The following is a 10,422-nucleotide window of genomic DNA, read 5'->3' as shown; positions in this document are numbered from 1 at the left end:
ACTCGAAAATAAATATGCAACCGAATTAAACGAGAAAGATGATACTTTCTCACCTGAGTTTACATCATTTTATGTAAATTTAGGAGTGCGGATTTGAAGAAATTGTCAGGTTATCACAGGAAACCAAAAAACCGGAGAAAACAACAACGAAAGCTTTGTTTCTAGCGATTGTCATTACCGTGTTATTATATATACTCATATCATTGAAAGCTGTGAGCGTTCACGAAAAATAGAGCAGGAAGCCAACAGTTTTAACTGTTCTCTTTAAATCAAAACACTCTAAATTAAAAATTTAGAGTTAAACTTAAACCATTGATTTAAGTTATTTAAAAGATATCTTTAAACTTCGTTTAAAGAGTGAGGAAAGCGTCCAAACTTAAACAAACTATTAACGAATCAACAATAGCATCTCTGCTTCATAATCATTTTATATATGTATAAAATATTTATAGATATCATGCTCCTGACGCTGAAAGTAAAACTGAATCCCAATAGAGAACAACATGATAAACTACTGACAACCATGGAGAAGTTCAATGAAGCCTGCAACTATGCTTCTGAGGCTGCATGGTACAACAAAAAATGTGGTAAAACCGGGATTCAGAAATTGACTTATTATGATATTAAGCAAAAATTCGGTCTGTCTGTTCAGTTGACTGTCAGGCAATCGGTAAAGTAGCTGAAAGCTACAGCAACTACTGAAAGACCATAGCACACATGGGAGCTGTCAGCCTTCCTAATGTCCCCTCCGCTTAGCTTCTATTAGTTAACAGGTGGAAGGACAGCTAACCGCTTTAGCGGTTAGTAGCTGACATTTAAGTAGAAAAGTAATTATTTATGGTTTTCGTTTTGTTGGTCTGGGTGTATTGATAATAATTATCAAATCCAGAAAGCAAAGTACATTAATCAGATGAGCACAAAAAAATAATACCCAGAGAAATCAAAAGATCATATCATCCATGGATTAAAACAGTAATTTCAACATTATAGAGATAAAAAACCTGAGCAAAGTATATACCAATGCTACAGAACTCAGGGCACTGGATGGTGTAGACCTTACTATAACACGTGGTGATTTGGACCATATAGACCATAAACCCTGTGAATTTTCAGGAGGTTAAAACCAGCATACTGCCGTTGCAGGGGCATGGTAAAATCCAACCATCATTATAGGTGACGAACCCATATGTAACCTTGACGCAAAAATAAACAACAAGAGCGATGAAAATATGGCGAAAAAATCGACCGTATAGAAAGACGGGTGGATGGAAAATAATAGTAAAATCTTAATGATACCAGAACCAGAGGTTAAAAATGGAATATGCAAAAGGTAATATTGGCAGAGTTTTTACTGTACGAATCGACAATAAAGAAAATCTGATAGAAGAGCTTGAAAAACTTGCAAAATATGAGAACATTCATTCAGCAGTCTTTGTACTGCTGGGTGCGGTAGGTGATGCCAATCTGGTAACCGGTCCGGAGAATAAAACAATACCTCCTGAACCGGTATGGGCTAAACTGGATAAACCAAGTGAGGTTATGGGTATCGGTGATATATTTTTTGAAAACGAAAAGCCTAAAATCCATCTCCATACATCCGCCGGGAACCGTGATAATGTAAAGGTTGGATGTCTGAGAGGGGAAAATGAAACGTTCATGGTGGTTGAAGTCTTTATCATGGAACTGAGTAACATTTCAGCAGTCAGGATGTTTGATAATAGTAAAGGATTCTCACCGATACAATTTAAAGAAAATCAATGATTTTTGACCAATTTCATCAATTCTCTTCCAAATACATGTAAATCCTGAAACTCTCTTGATGTGAGAAGATTACCATCTTTTACCACTTCTTCATCCATAACTTTAGCTCCTGATGATGCAAGTTCCTTTCTAACACTGTTGTAGGACGTAGCTCTGCGACCTTTTACAACATCTGCTGATACAAGAATCTGGGGTCCGTGGCAAATAGCCGCAACAAGTTTACCTTTATTCATAAAATGTATTGTTATTTCAAGCACCTTTTTATTGTGCCTTTTTCTGTAGATTCTATTTTGGTATCGATACCTTTTTCTTTCAATCGTGTATAAGGATACAGCAATTCTCTGTCCTCAAAACCTTCATCAGTAAGTATCAGTACTTTCAAATTTTATACCCTCGGATAATTTATAACTTAATCCGCAATTAAATTAATGCCATACAGTCTGATAAAACCAGAAGAACATATTGTAATTTTTCATCAGGATAACGGTAACACTATATACGGTTATAACACTTATGGATTCTAGATTATAAATATTCTAGAGGTGATAGTTATGTCATACGTCAGAGAGGACCTGAGGTATAAAATAGAAAATATACATGCGAGGGAAATTATAGATTCAAGAGGATATCCTACTGTAGAGGTAGATGTATTTACAGGTAATGGTTTTGGTAGAGCCAGTGTACCATCGGGTGCATCTACAGGAACAAATGAAGCTTTAGAACTTAGAGATAAATCTGATCGTTATGGTGGTAAAGGCGTACTCAATGCTGTGGAAAATATTAATTCCACCATCAAAAATGAACTTCTGGGATTAGATGTACAATATCAGAGACAGATTGATGGATTATTAATTGAAATGGATGGTACTGAAAACAAAATGAACCTCGGTGCCAATGCAATACTTGGTGTTTCAATGGCAGTTGCTAAAGCTGCTGCAGATTCGCTTAACCTTCCATTGTATTCATACCTTGGTGGAACCAATTCATTTAACTTACCGGTACCCACTATGAATGTACTAAATGGTGGAGAGCATGCAGGAAATGGACTTGCAATACAGGAGTTTATGATTCAGCCAAAGGAAGCTGGTTCTTTTGCTGAAGCCCTTCAGATGGGTATAGAAACCTATCATGCCCTTGGAAAATTACTGGAATCAAAATATGGGCCTGCTGCTACAAATGTGGGTGATGAAGGAGGTTATGCACCTCCAATAGATGTGACATCAGATGCCTTAGATTCCCTAGTCAATGCTATTGAAGAAGCAGGTTATTCAGAAACTGAGATTACAATAGGTCTGGACGCCGCTGCTTCAGAATTCTTTGATGGGAGCAACTATACAATCGATGGAAAGATTATGACATCTTCTGAACTCATAGATTACTATCTGGAACTTCTGGATACCTATCCCATACTTTCAATCGAAGACCCGTTCCATGAGGATTCATTCGAAGATTTTGCAGAACTTACACGTGAAGCCTGGAATACTATCATTGTTGGAGACGATTTGTTTGTCACCAATGTAAACCGGCTTACCAGAGGAATTGAAATGGATGCTGCAAACGGACTGCTGCTTAAAGTTAACCAGATCGGCACTATATCAGAATCCTTTGATGCAGCCAATATGGCAAGCAGAAATGGTTACAGTATCATTGTAAGCCACCGCTCTGGTGAGACCGAAGACGCCATGGTATCCGATATTTCAGTTGCACTAGGTGCTGACATGATAAAAACCGGAGCACCTGCAAGAAGTGAGCGTACTGCAAAATACAACCAGTTATTAAGGATTGAAGAAAACCTTGGAGATATTGCCCACTTCATGCAGCTGTGAACTACCATTTGGCTTCCTGTTTCATTCTTTTTCCTCACTCTAAATCAAATATTTAGAGTTGTTCTTAAAACCATTTAAGATGAATGGAAACAAGTCCACAAGGTCTACCCCTCGTTTGAAAGTGTTTATATTGTAATTTTGGTTATCAATTACAATATATAATATTTTTATAATTTAATATTATTCAAACCTTATTCAATTGATTAGATGGTATTCATCCTTATCTTTTATTTCAAAGAAATGAAACTGCATTAAATCTACGACTTGATGCGATGCTAAAGACATAAGGGTTTTCAGCCTCAATTTTTATAAATTTTTGGATAAATTTTGTGGGTTTTATATTTGCGATATGTATTTACCAGATGATGAACAACTATTTTATAGGGGGATTACAGATATATATAGATAGACGTTTCTTCTTAATTTGGAGGTTTTGTTTATGATAGAAAGTATGAAAAAACTGGCACTTATGGGAATTGGAGCATGGGCTCTAACAGAAGAAAAAATTAATGAAACTGTTGAAGACCTTGTACAGAGGGGAGAGTTAAGTAGGGAAGAAGGTAAAAAATTAATAAATGAAATGATAGCCGAACGCAGAAAACAAAAGGAAGATATTGAAAATAAGATATCTGAAAAAGTCCAGGAAACATTTAAAGAATACAACCTTGCAACAAAAGATGATTATAAAAACCTTGAAGAAAAGCTGAACCAGCTTCAAAGTACATTGGATGAATTAAAAGAAAAAAAGTAATAGAGGATTTGTACTTGCAAAATTCTAATTTTTCCTGGGATTTTTTCCCATCGGAACCAGTAGTAGGGGATGTTTTAAAAATAACTGGAAAAACATCTCCCAAATCAGAGGTGAATATAGTCATTTCTTTTGAAAAAGATGTATCTGTTAAGGATGGTATATACGAATATGTATTTAACAACGTAGATATTCCATCCCCTCCAAATCGTTATACGATTACTGCCAAAGAAGTTGAAAATGTTAAATTCGGTGTTAAATTATTATTCTGGTTTACCCGTAAAAGGGAATCTTCATCAGGTGTTGCTGTGTTTGAAGACTCAAATGTACCATCAGGAACATACAACACCAAAGTTTATGGTAAAGCTAAACCAAGTGTTTCCAGTGTTAACCTCAATATTCAGGCTTTGCAGAAAATAAAGTCAGATAACAAAGGAAATTTTAGTTTCAGTTATGACACATCGGCTCTTCCACCTGGTGATTTTACATTGGAAGTGGATGGTTCAGCAGTAAATGTACCGCTGCATCCCTAAAATTGATCCCCATATCCTTTATATATTTGGGATTTGGGATTATATTGTTTAAATATAATAAAATTGGAGGGTATTCCTTAATTTAATACCCTGCCACATTGAAATGGGTTTAAATATTTACTGATGTTTTGACATGAGTTTCATGAATTCTGCTGATTCCATTACAGGAACACAGTCAATTTCGCATATATCACTCCACGGTAGGTTGAAAGCACCATATGCTTCTGCATTATCTGTCTCAAACAGTATAAAATATCTTCCCCCAGTTAAGTCAACCCACTGATTTTTGATATCAATTCCGGATGGTACCTTTAATTCCTTAAAGTGTTCCAGTACCTCGTCTCTATTCTCAGGTTTCCATTTACTTGTTGCCATAAATAACATTTAATCACTCTCCAATCTGTGTTAGTACACAAATAACTTACACAAATACTTATAACATTTAACGCATATATTTTTTTCTATTATAAGTTTTAGTTTAAAGCCATTAAATCCTGATATTTATGTAATAAGAAAATACTACTAATACTATAACTGTAATAAAATCATTCCCTTATATTAATCAACAACCAATTCATTAAACTGAAAATATGTCACCGGGTACATTTCGCAAATACCGTATGCTAAAACGGTATAAAGATATTGTAGATGTCCTTATTAAATATGAGTTTGGGCATATAGTGGATCGGATGGGTCTTAGACCATTAGGGTCTTTTAAGTCAAAGATAGGAAGAGGACCAAAAAAAGAATACCGATATTTAACCGGTCCAGAAAGAGTACGTATGGCCCTTGAAGAGCTAGGACCTACTTATGTTAAATTGGGACAAATTCTTAGCATGCGCCATGACCTTATACCTGCAAAATATGCCAATGAATTTGCAAAACTTCAGGATAACGTGCAGCCTTTTGATTTTGAATTGGTTAAAAGCACTATAAATAAAGATATTGGAAAGGGCATTAGTGAACTGTTTTCAGAATTTAGGGAAGAACCGATAGCATCCGCATCTATTGGGCAGGTTCATTATGCAAAATTACTTGACGGGACAGAAGTTGCGGTTAAAGTACAGAGACCGGGTATAAAAAAGGTAATCGAATCAGACCTTGACATCATGTACAGTCTAGCCGGGTTTGCTGAACAGCATATAGAAGGTGCTGAATTATATAGACCTATTGATATTGTTGATGAATTTTCAAAATCAATCCATGCGGAAATGGATTATGTGAGAGAAGTTACAAACATCGAGCGATTTTCACAGAACCTGAAAGATGACCCTAACATTTACATCCATGATGTGTACTGGGAATACTGCGGTGAATTTGTACTTACAACTGAGTACATTAGAGGTATTAAAGGAGATGATTTTGAAAAAATCGATAAACATGGATTTGACAGATATAAAATTGCTGAAATCGGCGGCAAATCATTCATGAAACAGGTTTTTGAAGATGGTGTATTCCATGCAGATGCACATTCAGGAAATGTAATGTTAATGTGGGATGGAAGAATAGCTCTTCTTGATTTTGGAATGGTGGGTTATTTACCGGATTATATGCGAAAGGGTCTGATAGACACACTTATTGCAATTGTAGAAAGAGATACATCACAATATATCGAAATACTTCGAGAATTTGGAATGATAGGGTACAATGTAAACACATCGAAACTAATACTGGATATTGAATACATACTGAACAAATACTATGGCAGACCCCTGTATCATCTTGACGGTGCTGCTATGATTGAAGATATTGTTGCGGTACTTAGAAGGAACCATGTAACGATTCCCAACAATCTGGCGATGTTGATAAAGGGAATGATGACCATTGCAGGGTTTGGTACATTAATGGCTCCTGGTTTTAATATAATAACAATTGCGGAACCACATGCCAAAAAATTAACGCGTGAACGGTTAAATCCTGTAAATATTTCCAAATCAGTATATAAAGACGCGAGATATTTTGGAAGGTTTTTTAATAAATTACCCAAACAATTGTCCAACATTCTCACATCTGTACTGGACGGAGAAGCAAGAATTGTTTTCAAACATGAAGGAATAGAACCAGTTGTCTCAGTAATTAATGCTGCAAGCAACCGTATTTCATTTAGTCTCATTATAGCATCAATAATAATCGGTTCTTCTCTGATAATCCAGGCCGGGCTTGGTCCGGTGATATGGGGGGTTCCGTTTTTTGGTCTTGTAGGATTTGTAATAGCTGGTATATTTGGAATGGGACTTGTGATACACATTCTCAAAACAGGAAATATATAAATTATGTCGTAAAAATCTATATTTAGGAAAAAGGAATACTGTTATCTACTGGTGAAATTATATAAAGTGATATTTTTTCCTCTATAAATATTGGCCATATATATGTAAATTTTATTGTGAAATAATCGGTTTAGAGATAATGTTTCTGGATGTTGAAATATGACAGATGCACTGATTGAAAGAAAACTCATTGAAATAATGCGCATTATAAGTGAAAGTGATAAACCAGTAGGTGCAAGAACCATAGCTGATGAATTGAACAACAGGGGATATGGAATAGGAGAACGTGCGGTTCGCTATCATTTAAGGATACTGGATGAGAGAGGATTTACCAAGAAAGAGGGGTATTCAGGACGTGTTATTACAGAACTGGGTGAAAAAGAACTCAAAGATGCGCTTATAGGAGATCGTCTTAGCTTTGTAAGCACCCGTATTGAAGAGTTAATGTATCGGATGAACTTTGACCCCAAATCAGAAAAAGGAAATGTAATAGTAAATGTTTCTATGATTGATAAGGACGACCTGGATGATGCACTGGAAATACTCAAAATTGTAACATCCAGTGGAATGACAATCAGCCCAAGGGTGCAGATATTTGATGAAGATACCGATTCAAAAATTGATGTACCAAACGGAAAAACTGCAATTGCGACTGTATGCAGTATAACCATCGACGGAATCCTATTAAAACAGGGTATTCCTGTAAAGCCTGCACATGGTGGGACATTAAACATTGACAATTATAAACCTGTAAATTTCCAAGACCTTATATCATATAGTGGAACCTCTATAGACCCTATTAAAATTTTCATGAGCAGAAAACCAACATCTGTTCTAGATGTTCTTGATACAGGCACAGGGAAAGTGCTTGCGAATCTTAGGACCATTCCAGCTTCGTCATCGGAACAAGCTCTTAATGTGATGAAACTGATTAATGCATCAGAAATTGGTGGAGTTATAAAAATTGGGGAATCCGGTGAACATGTTTTTGGAGCACCAGTCGATTTTGGAATGTCCGGTGTACCAGTTTATGTTGGTACTAATTCTATCTGTGCTATAGAAGAAACAGGAATCGATGTAGTTACTAATCCGGTTTCTACCGTGCTTGAATATAGTGATATGTCAAAACTTTAAATACCCTGAAATGTTACCGATTAAAATCCGAACTCATCATTTGCTCTGTATCCAGGGCTTTCAGGGATATGGATACAGTAAAAAGTTTGTGGACAATATGAGGTATGTTATTGATTGTCTCAATTCTACCAGATCCCAGATAGAATTAATAACTGATTGTGACATTATTTGTTCCCTTTGTCCTCATAACAAAAATGGAATCTGTGTAATGAGCCATACATCAGATATCAAGATTTTGGATAATCTGGTACTGGATAAACTGGATTTGAAAGAACATACTATAATGTCTTCAGAATGTGCATTTTCACTTGTAAACAATAAGTTATGCAAAATTTCTGATGTGAAGGAAATCTGTGAAAATTGTAACTGGAAAGAAAAATGCCGATGGTATTTATCAGGAGATTTTGAACAAAAATAAGAAAACTGGAAGATTATTCTTCCAGAATCTGTTCTGCAACATCTCGATAGGCATCCATTACATAATCGATGCCCGAAATCTTTGTAGCTTCTTCGGTAAGTGCCATGAGGTCTTTGCGGTCGAGTTTGGAGATGTTGAATTTTCTTGAACCTGCCATCAGCTGCTGCAGACCAACTTTGGTTTTTTGTGCATAGGAATAAATTCCAAGGGCACCAAGCGGCATGTTTTTCATCTCATTTTCTCCATACCGCTCTTCAAGTTCTTCGTAGTGTGGGAATATCTCATCTACCCTGTGACCGTATTCTGCAACTGTCTTTGGAAGATTTTCTTCATCAAGCCAGCTTCCGATGTTTTTACCTACCATTCCTGGTATCATCAATGCACGACCCATGCATACTGCTTTAAAGTATGGTGAACCCATTGCAAGAGCTTTATAAATTCCGTCTTCACTGGAGAATCCACCAGCCATGGCAAGGTCTGGAACTTTTTCGCCTTTGTTGTTCAGTTTTTCAGCAAATTCGTAAACAAGTGACTGCAGATAGAATGCAGGGATACCCCATTCTTCCATCATAGGCCATGGACTCATTCCAGTACCACCGGGTGCACCATCATAGGTAAGGAGGTCGACTTTTGCTTCAGAACCATATTTAAGGGCTATCGCGGTTTCAGTCATGGAATAGGCACCGGTCTTTAGGGTAACACGGTCAAATCCGATGGAGTGCAGATAGTCGATCTGTTCCATGAAGTCTTCCTTATCTACGAAACCAAGCCTTGAATGCCTCTCGAATTCTCTTATAGCGCCTACCTTAAATGCTTCCTGTACTGAAGATAGTTCTGGATCTGGTGTTACAATATATCCTCGTCTTTTAAGTTCAAGTGCACGGTCAAGAGTTTTCACTTTGATTTCTCCACCGATACATTTAGCACCCTGTCCCCATTTTATCTCGATGGTATCCATGTTGTGCTTGCTGGCAAGATATTCAGCAACTCCAAGATTTGTATCTTCTACGTTAAGCTGAACAAGCATTTCACCATAACCTTCGTGGAGTCTGTTATAGGCTTCAATTCTGCGGTCCATCTCTGGGGATTCTTTGACTTTTCCTTCACCATCAAATTTAAGTTCAGGATCGACACCGCAGACGTTTTCTCCACATACAAGTGTGATACCAGAAATAGCTGCACCTACTGCAAAATGTTCCCAGTTCTTTCTTGCGATGTCAGTGGAACCAAGCGCACCGGTAAACATTGGTACTGACATTCTTACTTTTTTATTCCAACCATATTCGGTTTCAGTATCAACATTCGGGAACCTTGCTGTTTCAGGACTTGCTTCTATTCCGTCCGGAAGACCCTGTGCACCAATAGCATATCCCTGGATATTTAAATGTGAATAATCTACCGGATAGTCTTTATCTGCTCCAGCAGTTATCTCTCCAAAAGGTCCAGGATAAAGAACTTCTCTTCCTCTGAATGATGATTTGAAAATTTCACAGTTTCCACGACATCCATCTATACATCGTGTACATATTCCGGACATTGGAGCTACACTTTTAGAACGGTTGAAGGTTCTTGTTGCTTCGTTTGCGTTTGGCTGTCTAAGGTTTCCCATATAATCCCTTCTGCATTTCATTTGAAGAATATGTTATTTATATCGCTGTGATTGGTTCTACACAGCAAACGGCAAGTAACTGAGGTATCATCTTATATATAGTTTACTAAAAAATTGGCTTTG

The 10,422-nt window shown here is 36.8% G+C and carries 10 protein-coding genes and 2 pseudogenes; 9 read left to right on the top strand and 3 right to left on the bottom strand.

The features are described 5' to 3' along the window. Positions 1-101 precede the first annotated feature (101 nt). From ACLFMM_RS07245 to ACLFMM_RS07235, 3 genes and pseudogenes are all read left to right on the top strand, one after another. Positions 102-233, top strand: coding sequence for a hypothetical protein (locus tag ACLFMM_RS07245; RefSeq protein WP_410808055.1), 132 nt, complete (start codon positions 102-104; stop codon positions 231-233). A gap of 224 nt (positions 234-457) precedes the next feature. After that, positions 458-696, top strand: a pseudogene (locus ACLFMM_RS07240) (RNA-guided endonuclease TnpB family protein); the annotation flags it as partial. A gap of 618 nt (positions 697-1,314) precedes the next feature. Beyond that, positions 1,315-1,761 carry a PPC domain-containing DNA-binding protein gene (locus tag ACLFMM_RS07235; protein ID WP_410808054.1) on the top strand — a complete coding sequence of 149 codons (447 nt, stop codon included), beginning with the start codon at positions 1,315-1,317 and terminating at the stop codon, positions 1,759-1,761. Here ACLFMM_RS07235 and ACLFMM_RS07230 read toward each other — a convergent pair. Then, a pseudogene (locus ACLFMM_RS07230) lies at positions 1,755-2,098 on the bottom strand (DJ-1/PfpI family protein). The gene ACLFMM_RS07235 and the pseudogene ACLFMM_RS07230 overlap by 7 nt on opposite strands. Positions 2,099-2,312: 214 nt before the next feature. On the opposite strand from ACLFMM_RS07230, the gene eno reads away from it, so the two are divergent. From eno to ACLFMM_RS07215, 3 genes are all read left to right on the top strand, one after another. Then, the gene (gene eno / locus ACLFMM_RS07225) at positions 2,313-3,587 is read left to right on the top strand and encodes a phosphopyruvate hydratase (protein WP_410808053.1); all 1,275 of its coding nucleotides are present in this window, start codon (positions 2,313-2,315) and stop codon (positions 3,585-3,587) included. A 439-nt stretch (positions 3,588-4,026) separates the two neighbouring features. Further along, positions 4,027-4,338: a phasin family protein gene (locus tag ACLFMM_RS07220; protein ID WP_410808052.1), complete on the top strand. Its 312-nt coding sequence runs from the start codon at positions 4,027-4,029 to the stop codon at positions 4,336-4,338. 14 nt (positions 4,339-4,352) lie between these two features. Then, positions 4,353-4,868, top strand: coding sequence for a hypothetical protein (locus tag ACLFMM_RS07215; protein WP_410808051.1), 516 nt, complete (start codon positions 4,353-4,355; stop codon positions 4,866-4,868). Positions 4,869-4,985: 117 nt separating this feature from the next. Here the strand turns inward: ACLFMM_RS07215 and ACLFMM_RS07210 are convergent, their stop codons facing one another. Then, positions 4,986-5,252 carry a DUF3303 domain-containing protein gene (locus ACLFMM_RS07210; protein ID WP_410808050.1) on the bottom strand — a complete coding sequence of 89 codons (267 nt, stop codon included), beginning with the start codon at positions 5,250-5,252 and terminating at the stop codon, positions 4,986-4,988. Between the two features lie 236 nt (positions 5,253-5,488). On the opposite strand from ACLFMM_RS07210, the gene ACLFMM_RS07205 reads away from it, so the two are divergent. The 3 genes from ACLFMM_RS07205 to ACLFMM_RS07195 all read left to right on the top strand — a co-directional run bounded on the left by ACLFMM_RS07205 (position 5,489) and on the right by ACLFMM_RS07195 (position 8,690). Further along, positions 5,489-7,138 (top strand): ABC1 kinase family protein, encoded by a 1,650-nt coding sequence (locus ACLFMM_RS07205; protein WP_410808049.1) that lies wholly within the window; start codon positions 5,489-5,491, stop codon positions 7,136-7,138. A 159-nt stretch (positions 7,139-7,297) separates the two neighbouring features. Beyond that, entirely contained in the window at positions 7,298-8,272 is a 975-nt protein-coding gene (locus ACLFMM_RS07200; protein WP_410808048.1) for a DUF128 domain-containing protein, read from the top strand. 10 nt (positions 8,273-8,282) lie between these two features. Continuing rightward, a complete protein-coding gene (locus tag ACLFMM_RS07195; RefSeq protein WP_410808047.1) occupies positions 8,283-8,690 on the top strand; it encodes a DUF1284 domain-containing protein in 408 nt (135 codons plus the stop codon). 13 nt (positions 8,691-8,703) lie between these two features. Here the strand turns inward: ACLFMM_RS07195 and ACLFMM_RS07190 are convergent, their stop codons facing one another. Beyond that, on the bottom strand, positions 8,704-10,299 hold the full coding sequence (locus tag ACLFMM_RS07190) for an FMN-binding glutamate synthase family protein (RefSeq protein WP_410808046.1): 1,596 nt from the start codon (positions 10,297-10,299) through the stop codon (positions 8,704-8,706). Between the last annotated feature and the right edge of the window lie 123 nt (positions 10,300-10,422).

It is taken from the genome of Methanohalobium sp., assembly GCF_046546175.1.
GTDB lineage: Archaea > Halobacteriota > Methanosarcinia > Methanosarcinales > Methanosarcinaceae > Methanohalobium.
Note: the sequence above shows the minus strand (reverse complement) of the source record. Positions and strands in the feature narration are given on the sequence as shown.